Source organism: Pseudomonas sp. G5(2012) (genome assembly GCF_000408945.1).
GTDB classification, from domain to species: Bacteria; Pseudomonadota; Gammaproteobacteria; order Pseudomonadales; family Pseudomonadaceae; genus Aquipseudomonas; species Aquipseudomonas umsongensis.
The window spans coordinates 75535-99009 of the sequence record NZ_APIO01000009.1; the positions used below are offsets into that span (position 1 = coordinate 75535).

23 protein-coding genes are annotated in these 23475 nt (G+C 59.6%); 19 read left to right on the forward strand and 4 right to left on the reverse strand.

What is annotated here, in order from left to right:
- Positions 1-91 precede the first annotated feature (91 nt).
- From tauA to tauD, 4 genes are read left to right on the forward strand one after another with little or no spacing between them, the layout of a single operon-like run.
- Positions 92-1069 carry a taurine ABC transporter substrate-binding protein gene (gene tauA / locus PG5_RS03975; RefSeq protein ID WP_020795798.1) on the forward strand — a complete coding sequence of 326 codons (978 nt, stop codon included), beginning with the start codon at positions 92-94 and terminating at the stop codon, positions 1067-1069.
- 16 nt (positions 1070-1085) lie between these two features.
- On the forward strand, positions 1086-1880 hold the full coding sequence (gene tauB / locus PG5_RS03980) for a taurine ABC transporter ATP-binding subunit (protein ID WP_020795799.1): 795 nt from the start codon (positions 1086-1088) through the stop codon (positions 1878-1880).
- Complete coding sequence (gene tauC / locus PG5_RS03985) at positions 1877-2710, forward strand: taurine ABC transporter permease TauC (protein WP_020795800.1); 834 nt, start codon at positions 1877-1879, stop codon at positions 2708-2710. The genes tauB and tauC overlap by 4 nt, the downstream gene beginning before the upstream one ends.
- A gap of 43 nt (positions 2711-2753) precedes the next feature.
- Positions 2754-3596 carry a taurine dioxygenase gene (tauD, locus tag PG5_RS03990; RefSeq protein ID WP_020795801.1) on the forward strand — a complete coding sequence of 281 codons (843 nt, stop codon included), beginning with the start codon at positions 2754-2756 and terminating at the stop codon, positions 3594-3596.
- Between the two features lie 43 nt (positions 3597-3639).
- Here the strand turns inward: tauD and mgrA are convergent, their stop codons facing one another.
- Together mgrA and PG5_RS04000 are read right to left on the reverse strand one after the other, a co-directional pair.
- Positions 3640-4677, reverse strand: a complete 1038-nt coding sequence (gene mgrA, locus PG5_RS03995) for an L-glyceraldehyde 3-phosphate reductase (RefSeq protein ID WP_033040852.1) — start codon at positions 4675-4677, stop codon at positions 3640-3642.
- Positions 4678-4809: 132 nt separating this feature from the next.
- On the reverse strand, positions 4810-5700 hold the full coding sequence (locus PG5_RS04000; protein ID WP_020795803.1) for a LysR family transcriptional regulator: 891 nt from the start codon (positions 5698-5700) through the stop codon (positions 4810-4812).
- A gap of 114 nt (positions 5701-5814) precedes the next feature.
- On the opposite strand from PG5_RS04000, the gene PG5_RS04005 reads away from it, so the two are divergent.
- Positions 5815-6555, forward strand: coding sequence for an SDR family oxidoreductase (locus tag PG5_RS04005; protein WP_020795804.1), 741 nt, complete (start codon positions 5815-5817; stop codon positions 6553-6555).
- A 106-nt stretch (positions 6556-6661) separates the two neighbouring features.
- A complete protein-coding gene (locus PG5_RS04010) occupies positions 6662-6922 on the forward strand; it encodes a hypothetical protein (protein WP_020795805.1) in 261 nt (86 codons plus the stop codon).
- Positions 6923-6930: 8 nt separating this feature from the next.
- On the opposite strand, the gene betT is transcribed toward PG5_RS04010, so the two are convergent.
- Together betT and epsC are read right to left on the reverse strand one after the other, a co-directional pair.
- Complete coding sequence (betT, locus tag PG5_RS04015; protein ID WP_168759123.1) at positions 6931-8886, reverse strand: choline transporter BetT; 1956 nt, start codon at positions 8884-8886, stop codon at positions 6931-6933.
- Between the two features lie 415 nt (positions 8887-9301).
- A complete protein-coding gene (epsC, locus tag PG5_RS04020; protein ID WP_020795807.1) occupies positions 9302-10228 on the reverse strand; it encodes a serine O-acetyltransferase EpsC in 927 nt (308 codons plus the stop codon).
- A 190-nt stretch (positions 10229-10418) separates the two neighbouring features.
- On the opposite strand from epsC, the gene PG5_RS04025 reads away from it, so the two are divergent.
- From PG5_RS04025 to PG5_RS04085, 13 genes are all read left to right on the forward strand, one after another.
- On the forward strand, positions 10419-11411 hold the full coding sequence (locus tag PG5_RS04025) for a D-cysteine desulfhydrase (RefSeq protein WP_020795808.1): 993 nt from the start codon (positions 10419-10421) through the stop codon (positions 11409-11411).
- A 259-nt stretch (positions 11412-11670) separates the two neighbouring features.
- Complete coding sequence (gene tcyJ / locus PG5_RS04030) at positions 11671-12471, forward strand: cystine ABC transporter substrate-binding protein (RefSeq protein ID WP_020795810.1); 801 nt, start codon at positions 11671-11673, stop codon at positions 12469-12471.
- On the forward strand, positions 12471-13136 hold the full coding sequence (tcyL, locus tag PG5_RS04035) for a cystine ABC transporter permease (RefSeq protein WP_020795811.1): 666 nt from the start codon (positions 12471-12473) through the stop codon (positions 13134-13136). Before tcyJ ends, tcyL begins: the two co-directional genes overlap by 1 nt.
- Positions 13137-13140: 4 nt before the next feature.
- Positions 13141-13896: an L-cystine ABC transporter ATP-binding protein TcyN gene (gene tcyN / locus PG5_RS04040; RefSeq protein WP_020795812.1), complete on the forward strand. Its 756-nt coding sequence runs from the start codon at positions 13141-13143 to the stop codon at positions 13894-13896.
- Between the two features lie 458 nt (positions 13897-14354).
- A complete protein-coding gene (locus PG5_RS04045; protein WP_020795813.1) occupies positions 14355-15113 on the forward strand; it encodes a hypothetical protein in 759 nt (252 codons plus the stop codon).
- Between the two features lie 220 nt (positions 15114-15333).
- Positions 15334-16575 carry an SfnB family sulfur acquisition oxidoreductase gene (locus PG5_RS04050; protein WP_020795815.1) on the forward strand — a complete coding sequence of 414 codons (1242 nt, stop codon included), beginning with the start codon at positions 15334-15336 and terminating at the stop codon, positions 16573-16575.
- Between the two features lie 38 nt (positions 16576-16613).
- Complete coding sequence (locus tag PG5_RS04055; RefSeq protein WP_020795816.1) at positions 16614-17807, forward strand: SfnB family sulfur acquisition oxidoreductase; 1194 nt, start codon at positions 16614-16616, stop codon at positions 17805-17807.
- Positions 17807-19165, forward strand: coding sequence for an LLM class flavin-dependent oxidoreductase (locus PG5_RS04060; protein ID WP_020795817.1), 1359 nt, complete (start codon positions 17807-17809; stop codon positions 19163-19165). Before PG5_RS04055 ends, PG5_RS04060 begins: the two co-directional genes overlap by 1 nt.
- A gap of 153 nt (positions 19166-19318) precedes the next feature.
- A complete protein-coding gene (locus tag PG5_RS04065) occupies positions 19319-20128 on the forward strand; it encodes a MetQ/NlpA family ABC transporter substrate-binding protein (RefSeq protein WP_020795818.1) in 810 nt (269 codons plus the stop codon).
- Between the two features lie 2 nt (positions 20129-20130).
- Complete coding sequence (locus tag PG5_RS04070; protein WP_020795819.1) at positions 20131-21252, forward strand: methionine ABC transporter ATP-binding protein; 1122 nt, start codon at positions 20131-20133, stop codon at positions 21250-21252.
- A complete protein-coding gene (locus PG5_RS04075) occupies positions 21242-21886 on the forward strand; it encodes a methionine ABC transporter permease (protein WP_020795820.1) in 645 nt (214 codons plus the stop codon). Before PG5_RS04070 ends, PG5_RS04075 begins: the two co-directional genes overlap by 11 nt.
- A 444-nt stretch (positions 21887-22330) precedes the next feature.
- A complete protein-coding gene (locus PG5_RS04080) occupies positions 22331-22663 on the forward strand; it encodes a DUF6124 family protein (protein WP_020795821.1) in 333 nt (110 codons plus the stop codon).
- A 133-nt stretch (positions 22664-22796) separates the two neighbouring features.
- Positions 22797-23426: a bifunctional 2-polyprenyl-6-hydroxyphenol methylase/3-demethylubiquinol 3-O-methyltransferase UbiG gene (locus tag PG5_RS04085; protein ID WP_020795822.1), complete on the forward strand. Its 630-nt coding sequence runs from the start codon at positions 22797-22799 to the stop codon at positions 23424-23426.
- The last annotated feature ends 49 nt before the right edge of the window (positions 23427-23475 follow it).

Below are 23475 nucleotides of genomic sequence, written 5' to 3' on the forward strand. Positions count from 1 at the left end.
GCTCATTCGAAAAAGTTATTTATTTTCGAATTCTTATATCATTTAGTCTCCTTTCACGCCGACTCTCAGTCGCCTGACAAGGAGCTTCCCGATGAAACTGAATTTCCCCCTTCGCCTCCTGGCGGCCGCCTCTCTGGCGGCGGCGAGCTTTTTGGCCCAGGCAGCCGACGTGACTGTCGCTTACCAGACCACCGTCGACCCGGCAAAAGTCGCACAGGCCGACGGCGCGTATGAAAAAGCCACCAAGGCCGACATCAACTGGCGCAAATTCGATAACGGTGCCGACATCATCGCCGCGATCGCCTCGGGTGACGTGCAGATCGGCTACCTCGGTTCCAGTCCGCTGACAGCAGCGATCACCCGCAAAGTACCAGTGGAAACCTTCCTCATCGCGACCCAGATCGGCGCCGCCGAAGCGCTGGTGGCCCGCGAAGGTTCCGGGATCAAGACTCCCCAAGACCTGATCGGAAAGAAAATCGCCGTACCCTTCGTTTCCACCGGCCACTACAGCCTGCTGGCTGCGCTGAAGCACTGGAACATCGACCCATCGAAAGTCACGGTGCTGAACCTGGCGCCGCCAGCGATCATTGCCGCCTGGAAACGCGGTGACATAGACGCCACCTACGTGTGGGACCCGGCCTTGGGTGTGGCCAAGGAAAACGGCAAAGTCCTGATCACCTCCGGTGAACTGGCCAAGTTCGGTGCGCCTACCTTCGATGCCTGGATCGTGCGCAAGGACTTCGCCGAGAAGCACCCGGAAATCGTCACCGCGTTTGCCAAAGTGACCCTGGATGCCTACGCCGATTACCGCAAAGACCCGCAAGCCTGGCTCGCCAATCAAGGCAACGTCGACAAGCTGGTAAAACTGTCCGGCGCCAAGGCCAGCGACATTCCGCTGCTGCTGCAAGGCAACGTTTACCCGCTGGCGGCTGATCAAGTGGTCACCCTCGGCGCGCCGACTACCAAGGCGATCACCGACACCGCCGTGTTCCTCAAGGAACAAGGCAAGGTTGATGCTGTATTGCCGGACTACGCGCCGTACGTCAGCGCCAAGTTCATCACGGATTGATCAGGAGTTAATGGCGATGGCTTTGCTACAGCTGGAGCGCATCAGCGCACAGTACCCCGGCAGCCCGGAACCTGTGCTGGCGGATATTTCCCTGACCCTCGGGCCCCAGCAGTTGCTGGTTGCCCTCGGCCCGTCCGGCAGTGGCAAGACCTCGCTGTTGAACCTGATTGCCGGTTTCGTCGAGCCCAGTGCCGGGCGTATTACCCTCGATGGCGTACCGGTCAAAGGCCCGAGTGCCGAGCGCGGCGTGGTGTTCCAGGATGACGCCCTGCTGCCCTGGCAGGACGTGCTGGCCAACGTAGGCTTCGGCCTGGAACTGGCCGGCATTGCTCGGGGCAAACGCGAAATCCGCGCAAGGGAAATGCTGGCGCTGGTGGACCTCGCCGGTTTTGAAAGCCGCCGGATCTGGCAACTCTCTGGCGGCCAGAAACAGCGTGTCGGCCTGGCCCGCGCGCTCGCTGCCGATCCGCGTGTATTGCTGATGGACGAACCCTTCGGGGCCCTGGATGCCTTCACCCGCGAACAGATGCAAGAGCTGCTGCTGCAAGTCTGGCGGCGCACCGCCAAACCTGTCTTCCTGATTACCCACGACATCGAAGAAGCGGTGTTTCTCGCCACGGATCTGATTCTACTGGCACCCAATCCCGGGCAGATCGTCGAGCGCCTGCATCTGGATTTCGGCCAGCGTTACGCCGCGGGTGAATCGGCACGGTCGATCAAGTCCGATCCGCGCTTTATCGAAACCCGCGAGCACGTGCTTGCCGAAGTGTTCTCCCAACGCAGCGCCGCCCAGCGGCAGGAGCGCGCATGAGCAGCTACGAAATTCCCGCCTCAGCGGTTAAACCAGGTACTACAGCCATTGCGCTGCGCCGTAGCTTGAGTACTCGCTGGATCAGTGTGCTGACATTGATCGCGCTGATATTCATTTGGTGGGCTGTCACCGCCACAGGAATGATCGAGCCACTGTTTCTGCCGCCACCGTCCGCCGTGCTGCAAAAAGGCTGGCTGCTGGTCACCAGTGGCTACATGGATTCGACGTTATGGCAGCACTTGGGCGCGAGCCTCAGCCGCATCGGCCTGGGCCTTGGCTTTGCGGTGCTGACGGCCGTGCCAGTCGGTATCGCTATCGGACATAACCGCATTGCACGCGGCATTCTCGATCCAGTGATCGAGTTCTACCGCCCTATTCCACCGCTGGCTTACCTGCCGCTGATCGTGATCTGGTGCGGTATTGGCGAATTGTCGAAAGTGCTGCTGATCTACCTGGCCATTTTCGCCCCGATTGCCATCGCTACCGCCACTGGCGTGCGCACCGTCGACCCGGCCAAATTGCGCGCCGCGCAGTCACTGGGCGCGACCCGTGCACAATTGATCCGCCATGTGATCCTGCCGAGCGCCTTGCCGGACATATTGACCGGGGTGCGCATTGGCTTGGGCGTGGGGTGGTCGACGCTGGTGGCCGCCGAACTGATTGCCGCCACCAGCGGCCTGGGTTTCATGGTGCAGTCCGCTGCGCAGTTCCTGGTCACCGATGTGGTGGTGCTGGGGATTCTGGTGATCGCGCTGATTGCCTTCGCGATGGAGATGGGCCTGCGTGCCCTGCAACGCAAGCTGGTGCCATGGCACGGCCAGGCTCACTAATGCCTCCTGTTTTTGTTCGATACCCGGATTGAAGAGAACCACCATGAGCAACCTGACCATCGTCCCTCTAAGCTCGGCCCTCGGCGCACAGATCAGCGGCGTCGACGTCAGCCAGCCGCTGAACCTGGAACAACGCGACGCCATCGAGCAGGCGCTGCTCAAGCACCAGGTGCTGTTCTTCCGTGACCAACCGATCACCCCGCAGCAGCAGGCACGATTCGCCGCCAATTTCGGCGACCTGCACATCCATCCGATCTACCCGAACGTGCCGGAGCAACCGGAGGTGCTGGTCCTCGACACCGCCGTCACCGACGTGCGTGACAACGCGATCTGGCACACCGACGTGACCTTCCTCCCGACCCCGGCCATGGGCGCGGTCCTCAGCGCCAAGCTGCTGCCGGAGTTTGGCGGCGATACCCTGTGGGCCAGCGGCATTGCGGCGTATGAAGCCTTATCGGCGCCCATGAAAAACCTGCTCGAAGGGCTGACCGCCACCCACGATTTCACCCGTTCGTTTCCACTGGAGCGCTATGGCAACACACCTGAAGCACTGGCCCAATGGGAAGAGACTCGGCGCAAGAATCCGCCGCTGTCTCACCCGGTGATCCGCACGCATCCGGTGAGCGGGCGCCGTTCATTGTTCGTCAACGAGGGCTTCACCTCGAAAATCAACGAATTATCGGAAACCGAGAGCGAGGCGATCTTGAAGTTCCTGTTCGCTCATACCACCCGCCCGGAATTCACCATTCGCTGGCGCTGGCAGAAAGACGACATCGCGTTCTGGGACAACCGCGTGACTCAGCATTACGCCGTGGATGATTACCGCCCAGCGCGCCGGGTGATGCAACGGGCGACGGTGCTGGGGGATGTGCCGTTCTTTCGCTGAACCGATCGTTCCCACGCTCTGCGTGGGAACGATCAGTGCTCGCTTACTCCGCGGTCGACGGCTTCTCCCAAAGATTGATCCCACCCTCCTGGGCAAACCGATCGATCTGCGCCAACTCTTCAACACTGAAGCTCAAATTCTTCAACGCCCCGACGTTCTCGATGATCTGCTCCGGTCGGCTCGCGCCAATCAACGCCGAAGTCACCCGCGGATCGCGCAGGGTCCAGGCTAGCGCCAGCTGCGCCAGGCTTTGACCGCGACGCTTGGCGATCTCATTGAGCGCACGCACATGGGCAATGTTGGCCTCGGACAAGTGCGAAGCCTGCAACGAATCACCGCCCGGACGGTTGACTCGCGCATCCGCCGGCACGCCGTTGAGGTATTTGTCCGTCAGCAGCCCCTGAGCCAGCGGCGTGAACGCAATCACCCCCGTACCGAGCTCATCGGTGGTGTCCAGCAAGTCCTTTTCGACCCAGCGATTGAGCAAGTTGTAGGCCGGTTGGTGAATCAACAGCGGGACTTTCCATTCTTTGAGCAGCGCCGCCATTTCGCGGGTTTTCACCCCGGAATAAGACGAGATACCGATGTACAACGCTTTACCTTGTTGTACGGCAGTAGCCAAGGCGCTGGCGGTTTCTTCCAGCGGGGTATCCGGATCGAAACGGTGGGAATAGAAAATGTCCACATAGTCGAGGCCCAGGCGTTGCAGGCTCTGGTCAAGGCTGGCGAGCACGTACTTGCGCGAACCGCCGCCCTGACCGTAAGGACCGGGCCACATGTCCCAACCGGCCTTGCTCGAAATGATCAACTCGTCACGGTACTGCTTGAAGTCTTCACGCAGCAAACGCCCGAAGTTGATCTCGGCACTGCCGTACGGCGGACCGTAGTTATTGGCCAGGTCGAAATGGTTGATGCCCAGGTCGAACGCCGTGCGCAACAACGCACGCTGGGTGTCGATCGGCGTGCTGTCGCCAAAGTTGTGCCACAGGCCCAGGGACAGAGCCGGCAGTACCAGCCCGCTACGGCCCACGCGGCGGTAAGGGATGGAGTCGTAGCGGTTTTCGGCAGCGGTGTAAGTCATCGAATCCTCTCTTGTCTGTCTTGAATCTGGTTGCCCAGCATACGCCCGGACAAACGTCAGAAAACCCTGGATTCGAAAAAAGCTGAAACGTTTCATGGCCGATAGTTCCCACGCTCTGCGTGGGAACTATCTTCAACCGGCATCCGCAAACACCTCCCCCAACCAATCCACAAACACCCGAACTCGTGGCGACATGTGCCGGTTGTGTGGATAAAGCACTGAAACCGGCATCGGTGGCGGCGGTGTTTCAATGAGGACTTCCTTTATCAGCCCTTGGGCGATCTGCGTTTCCATCCGGTAATGCGGGCACTGGATCAGGCCCAATCCGGCGATCGCCGAGGCCGCGTAGATCTCCGCGCCGAATACCGAAACGGCACCGTCGATGGGCACTTCCTTGAGCTCGCCATCGACCATGAATTCGAACGGGAACAACTTGGCCGTCGTGCGTGAGACGTAATTCACCGCGCGGTGATTTTTCAGGTCGTCGAGGCTTTTCGGTTCGCCGTATTTGCGCAGATAAGCGGGACTGGCGCAGGTGATCTGGCGCAGGCTGGCAACACGTTTGCCGATCAGAGCGGAGTCGCTCAACGTGCCGGCGCGCAGCACGCAGTCGACCCCTTCGGCGATCAAGTCAACCAGGCGGTCGGCCTCGCTGATGGAAAGTTCGATGTCCGGGTAGCGCACCATGAATTGCGGCAAGGCCGGGATCACGAAATGTTTGGCCAGGGTTCCGTGCAAGTCGACCCGCAGCCGTCCTTTTGGCGCCACGCCGCGAAACGCCAATTCGGCCTCTTCCAGTTCTGCCAGCAGTTGCACACAACGCAGGTAGTACGCCTCGCCGTCCAGCGTGGGGCGCACCTTGCGCGTGCTGCGCTCGAGCAAGCGTGTGCCCAGCCAGGCTTCGAATTGATTCAGCGTGTGGGTCAGGGTTGCGCGCGGCAAATTCAGGTCATTCGCAGCCAACGTAAAGCTGCTGCGCTCATAGATCCGCACGAACACCTTCATCGCTTTGACCTGATCCACGGCGATCCCCTTGATTGTTGGCGATTATTGAACAGTCAAGGCAACTCTGCTGCATTTATCGGCTTGGGTAAACATGTGAAATTGGCCCCCACACCCCATCAACAGGAGCATCGCATGATTACTCAAACTTCCAGGGTGGCCCTCGTGACTGGCGCCTCCCGCGGCATCGGTGCGGTCATTGCCAGGCAACTGGCCAGCGAAGGATTCGCGGTCGCCATCAACTACGCCAGCAGCGCCAGCGAAGCTTCAAGACTGGTTGTAGAGTTGCGTCAGGCCGGACATCAAGCCATAGCGATCAAGGCCGACGTGGCCAGTGCGGATGACGTGCGCCGGATGTTCGACGAGACCGAAGCCCAGTTGGGCAAGGTCGACGTATTGGTGAATAACGCCGGTATCCTCAAGGTCATGCCCCTGGCGCAGCACAGCGACGAATTGTTCGAACAGAACTTCAACATCCATGCGCGCGGCACCTTCAACACCCTGCGCGAAGCGGCCACACGCTTGAATAGCGGCGGGAAGATCATCAATTTTTCCAGCAGTACCGTCGGCCTGAATCTGCCGGGCTACGCCGTGTACATCGCCAGCAAGGCCGCGGTGGAATCTTTGACCCAGGTATTTGCCAAGGAGATGCGCGGGCGCAATATCACGGTCAATGCCGTGGCACCGGGGCCGGTGGCGACCGATTTGTTCCTGCATGGAAAGAGCGAAGAGCAGATCCAGAATTTCGCCAAAATGGCGCCGCTGGAGCGCCTAGGGCAACCAGAGGATATTGCCCGTGTCGTGACGTTCCTGGTCGGGCCGGAGGCGGCGTGGGTCAATGGGCAGATTCTGCGGGTGAATGGCGGGCTGGTTTAACTATGCTCACACTAAAACCGCAGCGACACCATTCGCGAGCAGGCTCGCTCCCACAGGGATCGCGGTGAATCTTGTGGCAGCACACACCTGAAGGGGGGCAAACACCATGCACACCACCATCATCATCACGTTCGGGCTGATCCTGCTTGCCTTGATGTTGTACATCGGCGAAAAAATCGGCTTCCCCCGCCAAGTGCTCGCCTACAGCTTTATCGTGCTGTGGCTGGCCCTGACGCTGATCAATGGCGCGGTGGGCATCGTGCATGCCCGCCAGCCATTAGGCACGGAGGTGATGGTTGGCAGCGCCGTGTTCGGTATCCCGGTGGCGGCGCTGGTGTTGTTCATGGTGTTGACCACCGAGACCTGAAGAGCCGCTCAACGCACCAGGTGCAAGAACTGCATGTGCCGCTCGTACTGATCGAGGATGTCGTTGATGATCTGCTCCTTGGTGTAGCCCACCAGATCGTAATTCTGGCTACCCTCGCTCAGATGCACTTCAGCCCGGTAATAGCGACGATTGTTGAGCTGCTTGGAGCCCATGCCGCCCCGGGCAAACGACGGCGTAAAGTAGCCGCGCATTTGTACCTGGTAGATGAACGGGTGTTCGTCGCCGTGACCGATTTCCAGGCTGACGCTGTCGTTGACCGGTTCGGGATGAGTCACGACGCTCAGGCCCTTTTCGATAAACACCGCCGACACCTCTTCGATGGCCGGGCGCACCGTCGAATCGAGGAAGCGATAGACCTCATCCCGCGACGGGAAATGTACCGCCTGGCTCAAGCGCTGCCGCCAGCCACCGCGCCGCGAGCCGGACACCGGCGCCAGGGAATGCATCTGCGCAATCTGCTTCTGCGACTCCAGATAGAACGCTTTATGCAGCCCCCACATCATCAACAGCAAAATCAGCGAGAACGGCAGTGAAGTCAGGACCACCGCTGACTTCAATGCATCAATGCTGCCGGAGAACAGCAACGCGCTGGTCACCAGTGCGGTCATCGCGCCCCAGAACACCCGCAGCCACTTCGGTCCGTCCTCATCAGGGTTACCCCCCTTGGCGGACAGCGTCGACAACACCACGGTGCCGGAGTCGGCGGAAGTGACGAAGAACACGAAGCTGATGAACACCGTGACCGCGATCACGGTCTTGCTCCACGGGTAGGTTTCCAGCAGCAGGTAGAGGGTCATCGACGGGTTGTCGATGGCCGACATGCCCAACGCCGACATGCCGTGGTTGAGCACTTGGTCGATGGCACTGTTGCCGAAGATCGACATCCACGCCAGGGTGAAACCCAGCGGAATCAGCAATACACCGAAGACAAACTCACGGATGGTCCGGCCACGGGAGATCCGCGCAATGAACAGGCCCACGAACGGCGACCACGCGATCCACCAAGCCCAGTAGAACACCGTCCAGCCACCCAACCAGTCGCTGGGCTTGTCGTAGGCGTAGAGATCAAAACTCTTCATCGGCAAGGCGCCAAGGTAATCGCCAATGTTCTGGATCAGGGTATTGAGCAAGTGCTGGGTCGGCCCGGCGAACAACACGAACAGCAGCAGCGCGCAGGCCAGCAGCATGTTGATGTCGGACATCACTCGCACACCCTTGTCGACACCGGACACCGCCACGATGATCGCCGCGCCCATCATCAGCGTGATCAGCCCGACCTGAATCCACTGCGTGTGAGCGATGCCAAACAGGTAGTCCAGACCCGAATTGAGGTGCAACACGCCAAAGCCCATGTCGGCGCCGAGACCGAAGACTGTGGCGATAATGCCGAAGCCGTCCACCGCGTAGCCAATGGGGCCATTGATGCGCTTGCCGATCAGCGGGTACAGCGCCGAGCGCAAGGCCAGCGGCAGGTTATGTCGGTAGGCGAAGTAGGCCAGCGCCATGCCGACAAAGGCGAACACGCCCCAGCCATGCAGGCCCCAGTGCAGAAACAGGATCTGCATCGCCTGCCGCGCCGCATCCGCGGTGCCCGCCTCGCCCTGAGGCGGTTGCAGCATATGGGTCAGGGGCTCGGACACGCAGAAGAAAAACAGCGTGATGCTGATTCCGGCAGCGAACAGCATGCCGGCCCAGGACAGATAACTGAATTCGGGCTCGTCGTGGTCGGCACCGAGTTTGATCTTGCCGTAGCCCGATAACGCGGTGACCACCACGAAGACCAGATACAGGGTCATCGCCAGCATGTAGTACCAGCCAACGGTGTTGGCTGCCCAGTTTTGCGCCGCCAGCAACCAGGCGCCGGCCTGTTCGGGCATGGCCATGACCACGACACCGAACAACAGAATGAAGGTCGCCGCGAAGTAGAAAACCGGCGGATTCATGCGGACCAGGCCGCTTGGGGGAATGGACGATGCACTCATTGAAGGTGCACCTCGACGGGGTTGGACGTGGCTGTAGAAATCGGACTCAGCAAAGGCAAGCCTCCTGTTGTGAGCGGGCAGCGAACCACCGGTTTAACTTGAATGAACGTTCAAGTTAAACATGAATAGGGTGCTAAGGACTAATCGCAAGGTTCGGCGGTCGTGGTTGAACACTAGCTCAAGGAGGTGTATTACGCGGATTTTGGAGGATTGGCCCACCGCAAAATTGCTGGACGCCATTACCAGGGTTCGCCTTGAAACCATTCGCGAGCAAGCCCGCTCCCACATTAGACCGAGTTGCCAGGCAGGTACGCATCTAATGTGGGAGCGGGCTTGCTCGCGAAGGCGGCATATCGAGCAGCGGAGGTCTCAGGACTTACTTCTGCGCCCCGTCATCAAGCTGCAAATTCGCCTGGGTCAGGTTACTGCCTGCCGGTACGCTGCGGGTCAGCCAGACATTACCGCCAATGGTCGAGCCCTTGCCGATGGTGATCCGCCCCAGAATCGTCGCGCCGGCGTAAATCACCACGTCATCCTCGACGATCGGATGCCGTGCCTGGCCCTTCTGCAACTGGCCGTCTTCGTCCGCGGGAAAACGCTTGGCCCCCAAGGTCACCGCCTGATAGATCCGCACCCGCTCGCCGATGATCGCGGTCTCGCCGATCACCACGCCGGTTCCATGGTCGATAAAGAAACTGCGGCCGATCTGCGCGCCCGGGTGAATGTCGATGCCGGTGGCCGAGTGGGCGATTTCCGCGCTGATCCGTGCCAGCAACGGCAGCCCGGCGCGATACAGATGGTGCGCGAGGCGATGGTGAATCACCGCCAGAATACCGGGATAGCACAGCAACACTTCGTCGACGCTACGCGCCGCCGGGTCGCCGTGATAGGCCGCCAGGACGTCGGTGTCCAACAGACTGCGCAGCCCCGGCAACGCGAGGGCGAAGTCCTGGATGATCTGGATGGTTTTAGCCTCGACCTCAGTGTCGACCTTGGCGCTGTGCCGTGCGGCGTAGCGCAATTCAAGCCGCGCCTGGGCCAGCAACGCATTTAACGCCACATCAAGGGTGTGGCCGACGTAGAAATCTTCACTCTCTTCGCGCAAGTCCACCGGCCCCAGGCGCATCGGGAACAGCGCACCGCAGAGCGCTTCGAGAATATCCGCCATGGCCGCCCGTGACGGCAATTCGCGACCACCCTGCTCACCGCTGGCGCGGCCGTTTTGTGCACGCCACTGCTCACGTGCCGTGCGCAGTTGGCTGACGATGGTTTGCAATTGCCAATGGCTGGAACGTTCACTCACGGTAAAAACTCCTCACGGGCGGCCGGACTGTCTGGCCGCACTAACGGCGATTACTTTACGGCAAGGCCCGCAAGCCAAATTAAGAACCAATTGTGCTGTGATAAGCACAAACGGCTATAAGCGATTGGCGGTTGCCCCGACAAAGTGGCGTGCCTATAGTCCAGAGACCTTCCACCGCCAGTACGGACCCATGATCAAACAACAGCTTGCCCGCTTTAATCGTCTCGACCTGCTCGGTCAGCCCACCGCCCTGGAAAAACTCGAACGCCTGTCGGCCTGGCTGGGTCGCGACATCTACGTCAAACGCGATGACCTGACGCCACTGGCGATGGGCGGCAACAAGTTGCGCAAACTTGAATTCCTGGCAGCCGACGCCTTGGCCCAAGGCGCCGATACATTGATCACTGCCGGGGCTCTGCAGTCCAACCATGTGCGCCAGACCGCGGCCATTGCCGCCAAGCTGGGCCTGGGTTGCGTGGCCCTGTTGGAAAACCCGCTGGGCACCGACGACGCCAACTACGTCGGCAACGGCAATCGGCTGTTGCTGGACCTGTTCGATGCCAAGGTTGAGTTGGTAGAGAACCTGGATAACGCCGATGAGCAACTGCAAGCCTTGGCCAACCGTCTGCGCAGCAACGGCAAGAAGCCGTACCTGGTGCCGATCGGTGGCTCGAATGCGCTGGGTGCCTTGGGGTATGTACGAGCCGGGCTGGAACTGGCCGAGCAGATCAAGGACACCGGGTTGAATTTCGCCGCCGTCGTCCTGGCCTCGGGCAGTGCCGGGACACACAGTGGCCTGGCACTGGCGTTGAGTGAAGCGTTGCCGGATTTGCCAGTCATCGGCGTCACCGTTTCTCGCAGCGATGAAGATCAGCGGCCAAAAGTCCAGGGCCTGGCCGAGCGTACCGCCGAGTTGCTGGAGATGCCATTGCCGGCGAGCTTCAAGGTTGAGTTGTGGGATGAATACTTCGCACCGCGCTATGGCGAGCCCAATGCCGGGACGTTGGCAGCGGTGAAGCTGGTGGCTGGTCAGGAAGGCCTGCTGCTGGACCCGGTCTACACGGGCAAGGCCATGGCGGGGTTGTTGGACGGGATCGGGCGCCAGCGTTTCAATGAAGGGCCGATCATCTTCCTGCACACTGGTGGAGCGCCAGCGTTGTTCGCCTATACAAGCTTTCTGTAAAGAGCCAAGATCAAAGATCGCAGCCTCTGTAGGTGCTGCCGAAGGCTGCGATCTTCCCGGGCAACACATATTCCATTAAGAAATAATAAAAATAGAATTTATTATTTTCTAATCTAAAAGCGCCATCATATAGTCACGCCCCAGGCGAATTTGTAACGAGACGCGTGCGCTGCTTTAAGGCAGGATATCGCAGTCGTCCAAATCCCGATTTTGCCAACTTTCCTTAAGCGTCTTCCATAAGAAAACACAGGGGCTTGTCATGAATTTTTCCGCACTACGTCGAAATCTGCTGGTGGGTTCGCTAGGTCTGGCGCTGAGCGCCGGCCTGATCGGCCAGGCATGGGCCGGTGAGCAACTGAAACAGATCAAGGATAAAGGCGTGATCAACGTCGGCCTGGAAGGTACTTATCCTCCGTTCAGCTTCGTCGATGAAAACGGCAAGCTTTCGGGTTTCGAGGTCGAGCTCTCCGAAGCCCTGGCCCAGAAGCTGGGCGTCAAGGCCAAGATTCAGCCAACCAAGTGGGACGGCATTCTCGCCGCTCTCGAATCCAAGCGCTTGGACATAGTGGTCAACCAGGTGACCATCTCCGACGAACGCAAGAAGAAGTATGACTTCTCCGAGCCATACACCGTTTCCGGTATCCAGGCGTTGGTGCTGAAGGACAAGGAAGCCGCGCTGAACATCAAGAGCGCCGCTGACCTGTCCGGCAAGAAAGTCGGCGTGGGCCTTGGCACCAACTACGAACAGTGGGTAAGAGCCAACGTACCAGGCGCCGACGTGCGCACCTACGACGATGATCCGACCAAGTTCGCCGACCTCAACAACGGTCGTACAGACGCCATCCTGATTGACCGCCTCGCCGCGCTTGAATACGCCAAGAAAGCACCGAAAACCGTCGCTGCCGGCCAGGCGTTCTCCCGCCAGGAAGCCGGTATTGCCCTGCGCAAAGGCGAGCCGGAACTGCTGGCTGCCGTGAACAAGGCTCTCGACGAGTTGCGTGCCGACGGTACCCTGGCCAAGATCTCGGAAAAGTACTTCCAAGCTGACGTCACCAAATAATGGAAGCTGCTTTCCAACTCGCACTGGATTCCGCGCCCTTTCTGCTCAAGGGCGCGTATTACACGGTCATCCTCAGCCTGGGCGGAATGTTCTTCGGCCTGGTGATGGGGTTCGGTCTGGCGTTGATGCGCCTGTCGCGCTTCAAATCGGTCAACTGGCTGGCCCGCATCTACGTGTCGTTCTTTCGCGGCACGCCGTTGCTGGTGCAACTGTTCGTGATCTATTACGGCTTGCCGCAATTGGGCATGGAACTCGATCCACTGCCCGCGGCCCTGATCGGCTTCTCGCTGAACATGGCGGCCTACGCCTGCGAAATCCTGCGCGCCGCGATCGGTTCGATTGAACGCGGGCAGTGGGAAGCCGCTGCCAGTATCGGCATGACCCGTGCGCAAACATTGCGCCGGGCCATCCTGCCGCAAGCGATGCGTACCGCATTGCCGCCACTGGGCAACAGCTTTATCTCGCTGGTCAAGGACACCGCGCTGGCCGCTACCATCCAAGTGCCGGAGCTGTTCCGCCAGGCGCAGCTGATTACCGCACGCACCTTCGAAGTGTTCACCATGTACCTTGCCGCCGCGCTGATCTACTGGGTCCTGGCCACGGTGCTATCGCACCTGCAGAACCAGTTGGAAGCACGGGTCAATCGGCACGACCAGGAGTCCTGACCCCATGATTGTCGTGGAAAAACTGACAAAGCAGTTCAAGGGTCAAGTCGTGCTCAACGGCATCGATCTGCAAGTGAAGGAAGGTGAGGTGGTGGCAATCATCGGGCCAAGCGGCTCGGGCAAGACCACCTTCCTGCGTTGCCTGAACTTCCTCGAAGCACCCACCAGCGGCCGGATCAAGGTCGGCGACATCGAAGTCGATACCAGCCGCCCATTGAACCAGCAACAGAGCCTGGTGCGCCGTTTGCGCCAGCACGTGGGCTTCGTGTTTCAGAACTTCAACCTGTTCCCCCACCGCACAGCCCTGGAAAACGTTATTGAAGGCCCGATCATCGTCAAGAAGATCCCGCACGCCGACGCCGTTGCCCTGGGTAAAAAGCTGTTGGCCAAGGTCGGCCTGGCAGGCAAGGAGGACGCCTACCCGCGCCGCCTTTCCGGTGGTCAGCAACAGCGCGTGGCGATTGCCCGCGCGCTGGCGATGGAACCGGAAGTGATTCTGTTCGACGAACCGACCTCGGCACTCGACCCGGAGCTTGTGGGTGAAGTGCTGGCGACCATCCGCGGCCTGGCCGACGAGAACCGCACCATGGTCATCGTCACCCACGAAATGGCTTTCGCCCGTGACGTGGCCAATCGCGTGGTGTTTTTTGACAAGGGTGTGATCGTCGAACAAGGCGAGGCCAAGGCATTGTTTGCCAACCCCAAGGAAGAGCGCACGAAACAGTTTCTCAGCAAGTTCCTGAACAACGCACACCATTAAATCCCTCGTAACACTTGTCAACTTCCATGGATGGAAGTGACACCTTCCTGCCACAAAACCCAATCCTTAGAATATTTATATACCTGTGCGCGACAAGCATATTTTGTCAGTGCACTCGATACATATATGTATAGCGCAACAGTTTAATGACTGATTCTCGACCACCGCCCAAGCAACACCAACTCTCAAAAGATGGCGCCCTTGGCAAGTATATTCGACGTATCTGGACAGTTTATTAACTTCAAAGCGTAGGATAATTCTGAATAACGCCAGACATCCCTTTTAACCAACCCACTCTATTGACACTTACTCTAGCTAACTCTTATCTAGTCTCTTTCCAGCGGCACCGCTCGCGCCCAGTCATTATTTAAACTCAAAGTAATGAACGGTTTTGCTGTTCGAATTCACGTTTTATTTTCCCCAAACGGACTTCATTGCAAAACATCAAGGAGACTTCCATGAAAAGCACCTCAACTAAAACAGGACTTGCCGCCCCGACTCTCGCGCAATCGCACAAGGTAGGGATCAACCTCGCCTCGGCGACGCACTTGCTGATCGAGGTGCCGCCCTACCCCGCGATGGACGAAGGCGACCTGATCGAACTGTTCTGGGACAACTGCTTCGTCGCTTCCAGGGTCCTGACGGCCAACGAGATTGGCCAACCCGTCCAGCTACGGGTACCCGAGAGTTTTATCGCTAGCGGCTCTTCATACGTCCACTATCGAATCATGCAGATAGGACAAGCACCGATCGTATCCCCCGCCCAGCGCGTGCAGTCCAAACTCGAGTGTCCGGGCGGGCAGGTATCTGCGTTCAGTGGTGACGAAAATCAGAGCCTGGCCCCGGTAAACATTCCCGGGACAATTCGACGCCAGGGAGTGAACCCTAACCAGATCAAGCGTGGCGTGCCGGTGACCATCGAGCCCTATGTGAACATGGCCGCCGATGACGAAATTACCTTGCGATGGGGCGATGCCCGCATGGATTTGCCCCCACTCAAGGAACGCGATGTGGGCCAGCCGGTTCAGGTCTGGGTGCCTCCGGCGATCATTCTGGAAGCCGGCGAAGACCTGCGACTTGAAGTGACTTACTGCATCCTCGATCGCGTAGGCAACAATTCTCGCTGGGCACCCGCACGGACATTGAAGATTGGTTGTGCCAATCCCTACCTCAAGGAGCCGAAGAGCGATCACCTCCAGGCCGCGGAACATCGCTAGCGATGGCTGCGATCTTGGGACCTTCTATGCATATTCCTAAAAGTTAGTTTTAAAAATATTTATACAAGATTAGGGTATATACACCGGACCACCGGACATTCTTGTTTTCGTTCGCCGCACCCCGCGGCGTTTTCATGAGATGTGAGGTAGGTATGGTCCGGAACACAATCACCCCAGTGCAGATCGCCAGGGCATTGCGTGTAGCCAAGGAGTGGCACTGATGTCCAGTCTGGCTGATGCAATCGTCCAGAGTGACCTGGACATCGCCCCATTGTTGTTGCCCGCGCAAGTGCTGCGCAACGACGCCCAAGCCATCAAGGCCGCCCATGAACTGGCGCAAGTCGCTCTCTTGCAGGCGGCCAGGCGCGACCAGCAACGCAAGTTGCCGTGGTCGGAAATCGAACAATTCACTCGAAGCGGCCTGGGCAGCATTGCCATTCCCCGCGAGTACGGTGGTCCAGAGGTTTCCTTCGTCACCCTCGCCGAGGTGTTCGCGATCATTTCCGCGGCGGACCCGGCCTTGGGGCAGATTCCGCAGAACCAGTTCGGCATCCTGAACCTGATACTCGGCAGCGCTACCGAAGCGCAGAAAAAACAGCTGTTCAAAAGCGTGCTCGAAGGCTGGCGCATTGGTAATGCCGGACCGGAACGTGGCGCTAAAAACACCCTTGAACTCAAGGCGCGCATCACTGCCGATGGCGACGGTTTTGTCCTCAACGGCCAGAAGTTTTATTCCACCGGCGCGCTGTTCGCGCACTGGGTCGCGGTCAAGGCGCTCAATGACGACGGCAAGCAAGTGCTGGCCTTCGTTCGTCGCGGTACGCCGGGGTTGCGCATCGTCGATGACTGGTCCGGTTTTGGCCAGCGCACCACCGCCAGCGGCACCATTTTGCTCAACAACGTGCGAGTCGACGCCGAGCTGGTGGTGGATAACTGGAAGATCAATGAAAAGCCCAATACTCAGGGCGCGGTTTCGCAACTGATCCAGGCGGCCATCGATGCCGGCATCGCCCGGGGCGCGATTGATGACGCCATCAAGTTCGTGAAAACCCGCGCCCGGCCATGGGTTGACGCCAACGTTGAACGGGCCAGCGATGACCTGTACGTCATCGCCGATATCGGCAAGCTGAAAATCGAACTGCACGCCGCCGAAGCGCTGCTGCGCAAGGCCGGGCAGGTGCTCGACCAGGTGAGCGCCGCACCGCTCACCGCTGAGTCCGCTGCCCGCGCTTCGATTGCCGTCGCCGAAGCCAAAGTGTTGACCACCGAAATCTCGTTGCTGGCCAGTGAAAAGCTGTTCGAGCTGGCCGGCAGCCGCGCCACCCTTGCCGAGTTCAACCTCGACCGCCATTGGCGCAACGCCCGGGTGCACACCCTGCATGACCCGGTGCGCTGGAAATACCACGCGGTTGGCGCCTATTACCTGAACGGCACGTTGCCGGCTCGGCATTCCTGGATTTGACGGCCAGACACTTTTTTACCAGAGCTCTGGAGAAACACATGACCCTTTCTCAACACGTCGCAGTCATCACCAGCGATGAGCAAGCCCTGATCGTCGCCAGCGATCTGGCCGAAGATTTCAAACGCGACAGCGCCCTGCGCGACCGTGAACGTCGCTTGCCACACCCCGAGCTGGAGGTGTTCTCCCGCTCGGGCCTGTGGGGCATCAGCGTGCCGAAGGCGTATGGCGGCGCGGGCGTTTCCAACGTCACCCTGGCCAAGGTCATCGCACTGATCGCCCAAGCGGATGGTTCCCTCGGGCAAATCCCGCAGAACCACTTCTATGCGCTGGAAGTGCTACGCGTGAATGGCAGCGAAGCGCAGAAAAAGCGCCTGTACGCCGAAGTACTGGCCGGCCAGCGCTTTGGTAATGCACTGGCAGAGCTGGGGACAAAAACCGCCCATGATCGCGTCACCCGTCTGACACGCGATGGCGATGGCTATCGCATCAACGGTCGAAAGTTCTACGCCACCGGCGCGATCTACGCCCAGCGCATCCCGACCTCGGTGATCGATGAAAACGGCGTGCAGCAACTGGCTTTTGTCCCGCGCAACAGCAAGGGCCTGACGGTGATCGACGACTGGAGCGGCTTCGGCCAGCGCACCACCGGTAGCGGCTCGGTGGTGTTCGAAGAGGTCTTTGTGGCCGCCGAAGACGTGATCCCGTTCCAGACCGCCTTCGAGCGGCCAACACCGGTCGGCCCGCTGGCGCAGATTCTCCATGCCGCCATCGACACCGGCATCGCCCGCGCGGCCTATGAAGACGCGCTGCATTTCGTGCGCACCAAAACCCGGCCATGGATCGACGCCACCCATGAAAAAGCCAGCGACGACCCACTGACCCTCAAGAGTTTCGGCCATTTGAGCATTCGTCTGCACGCTGCCGAAGCCTTGCTTGAGCGCGCTGGTGAATTGCTCGACAAGGCCCAGGCCGATACTCATGCCGAGAGCGTCGCTGCCGCGTCGATTGCGGTCGCCGAGGCTCGCGCCATCAGCACTGAAATTTCCCTCGCCGCCGGCACCACCTTGTTCGAATTGGCCGGCAGCCAGGCCACCCTGATCGAGCACGGTCTGGATCGCCATTGGCGCAACGCCCGGGTGCATACCCTGCACGACCCGGTGCGCTGGAAATATCACGCAGTCGGCAACTACTACCTCAACGATGAAAACCCGCCACTGCGGGGGACCATCTGATGGCCGAGGCGAAAAAGAAGATCCTGCTCAACGCGTTCAACATGAACTGCATCGGGCACATCAACCATGGCTTGTGGACGCATCCACGGGACACCTCGACCCAGTACAAGACGATCGAATACTGGACCGAACTGGCACAGGTGCTGGAACGCGGGTTGTTCGACGGCTTATTCATCGCGGATATCGTCGGCGTCTATGACGTGTACCAGAACTCGGTGGACGTGCCGCTCAAAGAGTCGATCCAGCTGCCGGTCAACGACCCGTTGCTGCTGGTTTCGGCGATGGCTGCGGTGACGAAAAACCTTGGCTTCGGCCTCACCGCCAACCTCACCTACGAACCGCCGTACCTGTTCGCCCGGCGCATGTCGACGCTGGATCATCTGAGTCGCGGTCGAGTCGGTTGGAACATCGTCACCGGTTACCTCGACAGCGCGGCCAAGGCCATGGGCCTGAACGAACAAGTCGAGCATGACCGCCGCTACGACCAGGCCGATGAATACCTGGAGGTGCTCTACAAACTCTGGGAAGGCAGTTGGGAAAACGGCGCGGTACTCAACGATCCGCAGCAGCGCATCTACGCTGCGCCTGAAAAAGTACACAAGGTCGAACACAAGGGCGAGTTCTATCAGGTGGAGGGTTATCACCTGTGCGAGCCGTCACCGCAGCGCACCCCGGTGCTATTCCAGGCGGGTAGTTCCGATCGCGGTTTGCTGTTCGCCGGGCGCCACGCCGAGTGCGTGTTCATCAGCGGCCAGAACAAACCGTCGACCAAGGTCCAGGTGGACAAGGTTCGCGCCAGCGCCGTCGAGGCCGGGCGCAACCCTGAGGACATCAAAGTGTTCATGGGCTTGAACGTGATCGTCGGCGCAACTGAAGAACTCGCTTGGGCCAAGCACGCCGAATACCTGAGCTACGCCAGCGCCGAGGCCGGCGTGGCGCATTTTTCGGCCTCCACCGGCATCGATTTTTCCGAGTATGGCATCGACGAACCGATCCAGTACGTCAAGAGCAACGCGATCCAGTCGGCGACCAAAAACCTGCAGAACAACGACTGGACCCGGCGCAAATTGCTGGAGCAACACGCCCTGGGTGGCCGCTACATCACCGTGGTCGGCTCGCCCGGGCAAGTGGCCGATGAGCTGGAATCGTGGATCGCCGAAACCGGCCTGGACGGCTTCAACCTGACGCGCATCGTCACACCGGAAAGCTATGTGGATTTCATTGAGCTGGTGATCCCGGAGTTGCAACGGCGTGGGTCGTACAAGACTGCTTACGACAATGGCAGCTTGCGCGAAAAGCTGTTCAACGAGGGCGCACATTTGCCTGAGCAACATACCGGGTCTCACTACCGACACTAACCCTTGTAACTGATCGTTCCCACGCTCTGCGTGGGAATGCAGCCAGTGACGCTCCGCGTCACAGCCGCAGGGACGCGGAGCGTCCCGAGAGGCGTTCCCACGCAGAGCGTGGGAACGATCGGCCAAATTTATGTACTGACTGGAATAACCAACATGACCAAGAAACTCCTGACCCACCCAGTCAAAGCACTGGCCCTGGCCCTCGGCCTGTTCAGCTCCGCGGTTTTCGCCGCCGATGCGCCGCTGAAAATCGGCACCACCGCCGCCTTCGCCATTCCTCTGGAAGCGGCCGTAGAAGAGGCCGGCAAACAAGGCCTGAAAGTTGAACTGGTGGAATTCACCGACTGGATCGCGCCCAACGTCAGCCTCGCCGCCGGCGACATCGACGTGAACTACTTCCAACACATCCCGTTCCTGGAAAACGCCAAGAATGCCTCAGGGTTTGACCTGGTGCCCTTTGCACCGGGGATCATCAACAATGTCGGTCTCTACTCGAAGAAGTACAAAAGCTTCGACGAGCTACCGCAAGGCGCCAGCGTGGCCATCGCCAACGACCCGATCAACAGCGGGCGTGGCTTGCAGCTGTTGGCCAAGGCCGGCTTGATCACGCTTAAACCGGGGGTCGGCTACAAGGCCACCGAAGAAGACATCATCGCCAACCCGAAGAACATCAAGATCCTGCAAGTCGAAGCCGTGCAACTGGTACGTGCCTACGACGACGCCGATCTCGTCCAGGGCTACCCGGCCTATATTCGCCTGGCTAAAACCTTCGACGCCGGTTCTGCCCTGCTGTTCGACGGCCTCGACCACAAGGAATACGTGATCCAGTTCGTGATCCAGCCGAAGAGCAAAACCGACCCGCGCCTGATCAAGTTCGTCGACATCTACCAGCACTCGCCAGCCGTTCGCGCAGCCTTGGATAAAGCCCACGGCAAGCTCTACCAAGCCGGTTGGGAGAGCTGAGCATGACAGCTGCGATCCAACGGCGACTGGATATTCCAGAGCCCCAGAAAGCTGAACAGACCGAACTGCACCCGGACCTGAACCGCGCTCACGTGCGCTTCATCGGCCTGGGTAAAACCTATGACGGCAAGCAAGGTCCGGTGGCCGCGTTGCAGGGCATCGACCTGGCGATCCAGCACGGTGAAGTGTTCGGCATCATCGGTCGTAGCGGCGCCGGCAAGTCGTCGCTGATCCGCACCATCAACCGCCTCGAACAACCGACGTCGGGGCGCGTGCTGATCGATCAAGTGGACATCGGCGAGTTCGATGAAGACCATCTGGTGGCGTTGCGTCGGCGCATCGGCATGATCTTCCAGCACTTCAACCTGATGTCCGCCAAGACGGTTTGGCAGAACGTCGAGCTGCCGCTGAAAGTCGCCGGCGTACCCAAGGAAAAGCGCGAGCAGAAGGTTCGTGAACTGCTGGAACTGGTGGGCTTGCAAGCCAAGCACAAGGCTTACCCGGCGCAACTGTCCGGTGGCCAGAAACAGCGAGTTGGCATCGCCCGCGCCCTGGTTCACGACCCGGCGATTCTGCTGTGCGACGAAGCCACTTCGGCACTCGACCCGGAGACCACGCAATCGATCCTCGGCCTGCTGCGCGAGATCAATCAACGCTTGGGCCTGACGATCATTCTGATCACCCATGAAATGGCGGTGATCCGCGAGATCTGTGATCGCGTCGTGGTGCTGGAATACGGGCGCATCGTCGAACAAGGCCCGGTGTGGGAAGTCTTCGGCAACCCGCAGCATGAGGTCAGCAAGACCCTGCTCGCACCGTTGCAACACGCCCTGCCGCCAGAGCTGCAAAGCCGCTTGCATCCGCAACCGCAGTCCGCAGAGGACGCGGTGGTACTGCGCCTGCAGTTCACCGGAACGGCCCAGGCCGAACCGGACCTTGCCGCACTGTTCAGTGCACTCGGTGGCCGCGTGCGCTTGCTGCAGGGTGGCGTGGAACGGATTCAGGGACACGCGCTTGGGCAACTGCTGCTGGCCGTGACGGGCTCGTCCCTGGGCGTCGAAGAATTGCGTCAACGCGCCGGCCAGTGGGCGCAACAGGTAGAGGTATTGGGCTATGTGGTTTGATCGCTTGCTGCAGGGATTCATCGACACGTTCTTGATGGTCGGCGTGTCGTCGTTGATCGCCCTGCTGGCGGGCATTCCGCTGGCGGTGATCCTGGTCACCAGTTCCAAGGGCGGTATCTATGAAGCCCCGGCGCTTAATCGCGCACTGGGTGCCTTCGTAAACCTGTTCCGCTCGATTCCGTTCCTGATCCTGATGGTGGCGTTGATTCCGTTCACTCGCTTGATCGTCGGTACCACGTACGGCGTTTGGGCAGCCGTGGTGCCATTGACCATCGCCGCTACGCCGTTCTTTGCGCGCATCGCTGAAGTCAGCTTGCGCGAAGTCGATCACGGCTTGATCGAAGCCGCACAGGCCATGGGCTGCCGACGTGAACACATCGTCTGGCATGTGCTGTTGCCTGAGGCGCTGCCGGGGATTGTCGGGGGCTTCACCATCACCCTGGTGACGATGATCAACTCATCTGCCATGGCGGGGGCGATTGGTGCCGGTGGGTTGGGGGACATTGCCTATCGGTATGGGTATCAGCGCTTCGATAGCCAGATCATGCTGACGGTGATCGTGTTGCTGGTGGCGTTGGTGGCGGTGATTCAGTTGGGTGGGGATCGGTTGGCTCGGGGATTGAACAAACGTTAGATCAAGATCAAAAGATCGCAGCCTTCGGCAGCTCCTACAGGGTGGCGCCACAGGGAATGTGTACACCCTGTAGGAGCTGCCGAAGGCTGCGATCTTGGCGATATTTCGTACAAGAAAATCGGCAATTCTGAAGGCTCAATCCCTTTCCTTTGCAGGACGTTTCCTAGATTATTCCGCTCGCTTGCGCCTGCCAAACTCCGTGGTTAGTCTCGGTCCGTCACTGCTCATCAGTGATCGGGTTTAGTAGCCCGGAACAATAGGCGCATAGCAATTCCATGCTCATGTCCGGCACTTTGCCGCATGCAGAAAATGGTGGCTGTGCGTGGGGTACCTTCGGGTGCACCGGTTTCTCCTATTGACCGGCCTACTAACCTGCGTACAGCCGCCACCCAATCGTTTAGTAGGCGAAAAGTGTCGGCTCCCATGCAGCAATAGGAGCAACACATGGAAAGATCAGTACCCGACCCACCCCCCGAAAAAGACCCGCTCAGGGATCGATCAGCGCTCTACCGCGCCATTGATTTCTACCTCACTGGCGATCAACCCTCCCCGCCCGACGAACTGCGGTTCTACAACGTCAGCAAAGACGTGAGCTTCGAAGACACCCAACTCTACATCGCCGATCTGCTGCGCTGCGCCTCGGTCACAGCCTATCAATGTGGCGACCATCTAAAGGGCGCCGACCGTGCAATGGTGTTCTCGGTCTGGCATTTGCTGGAGATTGCCAAGGCGATGGTGGATCATTCCATTGAGTGCCTGGGGATGAAGAAGAGCTGAATCAAGATCAAAAGATCGCAGCCTTCGGCAGCTCCTACAGGGAGCTCCTCTGTAGGAGCTGCCGCAGGCTGCGATCTTTAAAGCGCGAAAGCGCTTATAGTTTGCGCATCTCCCTTTACCTGCGCAGCCGACCATGAAACAGACTCCCGCCGACCTCGAGCAGATCACGTCCACGACTCTGGACCATTACAACTCGGTGGCCGAAAGTTTCCGCGAAGGCACCCGCGATCACGATGTCAGCCAGAACATCGACGCGCTGTTGCGGCATATTCAGGGCGAGCCGCCGTTCGACATTCTCGATTTTGGCTGTGGTCCCGGTCGCGACCTGCAGACCTTTACGCGCATGGGCCACACGGCGGTAGGCCTTGATGGCTCGCAGAAGTTTGCGCAAATGGCCCGGGAGGACAGCGGTTGCGAGGTCTGGCAGCAGGACTTCCTGAAGCTGGATTTGCCTCAGGAACGCTTCGATGGGATTTTTGCCAATGCGGTGTTGTTTCACATCCCGCGCCAGGAGCTGCCCCGGGTATTGAAAGAGCTGCGCACGGCATTGAAGGCAGGTGGTGTGTTGTTCAGTTCCAATCCCCGTGGCGACAACCAGGAAGGCTGGAACGGGCCACGCTATGGGTCGTATCACGACCTGAAGGCATGGCAGCAATTGCTGACCGAAGCGGGCTTTGTGGAGCTGGAGCATTACTACCGGCCAGCGGGGCTGCCGCGCGAGCAGCAGCCTTGGTTGGCGAGTGTATGGCGCAAGTCTTCGTAGTCAGTACTGACGCCATCGCGGGCTTGCCCGCGATGAGCGCGCAGCGCTC